The organism is Lonepinella koalarum, from assembly GCF_004565475.1.
GTDB lineage: Bacteria > Pseudomonadota > Gammaproteobacteria > Enterobacterales > Pasteurellaceae > Lonepinella > Lonepinella koalarum.
In genome coordinates this window covers 1-1,402 of sequence record NZ_SRHX01000020.1, presented here as the reverse complement: position 1 = coordinate 1,402, position 1,402 = coordinate 1, and the positions used below count along the sequence as shown (strand labels likewise).

Genomic DNA, 1,402 nt, shown 5'->3' with positions numbered 1-1,402 from the left:
CCATCATTTAAAGAAAGCGTAATAGCTCACTAGTCGAGTCGGCCTGCGCGGAAGATGTAACGGGGCTAAAATATAGCACCGAAGCTGCGGCTTTCAGGGGTCAGATTACAGGAGTCAGATAACAGTATGGTAATGAAATTTGAAGATTTGCAAGTGTTTCAAAGAAGTTATAAGATTTCTTTAGAATTGCATAAGGCAAGTTTAGATTTTCCAAAGCATGAGCAATATGGTTTAGCAGACCAAATAAGAAGAGCAAGCAAAAGTATTTGTGCAAATATAGCAGAAGGTTTTGCGAGAAAACGCTCTCAGGCTGATTTTAATCGTTTTATCGGAATGGCAATAGGCAGTGCTGATGAAATGAGAGTATGGTTAAGATACTGTTTAGACTTAGGTTATATAGCGGAGCAACAATGGCAAAGATGGCGTAATGAATACGAAGAAATTGCAAAAATGTTGCAAGGTTTAGGTAAAAGGGTAGATAAAACTGCCGTCTGAAACCTGTAATCTGACCCCTGACAGGGTAGGGGAGCGTTGTGTAAGCGGAAGAAGGTGAATCGAGAGGTTTGCTGGACGTATCACAAGTGCGAATGCTGACATAAGTAACGATAAAACGAGTGAAAAACTCGTTCGCCGGAAGACCAAGGGTTCCTGTCCAACGTTAATCGGGGCAGGGTGAGTCGGCCCCTAAGGCGAGGCTGAAAAGCGTAGTCGATGGGAAACGGGTTAATATTCCCGTACTTGGTAAAGTTGCGATGTGGGGACGGAGTAGGTTAGGTTAGCGTACTGTTGGATATGTACGTTTAAGCGTGTAGGTGGGAAGTTTAGGTAAATCCGAACTTCCATTCAACACTAAGGCGTGATGACGATTTCCCAAGGGAAAGAAGTAATCGATACCACACTTCCAGGAAAAGCCACTAAGCGAAAGACTTTACTAAACCGTACTGAAAACCGACACAGGTGGTCAGGTAGAGAATACTCAGGCGCTTGAGAGAACTCGGGTGAAGGAACTAGGCAAAATAGCACCGTAACTTCGGGAGAAGGTGCGCCGGCGTAGATTGTAGTCTTTTACAGATGAAGGTTGAACCGGTCGAAGTGACCCGCTGGCTGCAACTGTTTATTAAAAACACAGCACTCTGCAAACACGAAAGTGGACGTATAGGGTGTGATGCCTGCCCGGTGCTGGAAGGTTAATTGATGGTGTTACCCCTCACCTAGATTTATTTGCAAAATCTAGGTAAAAAAAGACCGCACTTAAGAGTAAATCTAGGTGAGGGGGAAGCTCCTGATCGAAGCCCCAGTAAACGGCGGCCGTAACTATAACGGTCCTAAGGTAGCGAAATTCCTTGTCGGGTAAGTTCCGACCTGCACGAATGGCATAATGATGGCCAGGCTGTCTCCACCC

At 45.2% G+C, this 1,402-nt stretch carries 1 rRNA gene; it reads left to right on the top strand.

The window, feature by feature from the left end:
• Positions 1-1,402 (top strand): 23S ribosomal RNA (locus tag E0709_RS12070); the annotation flags it as partial.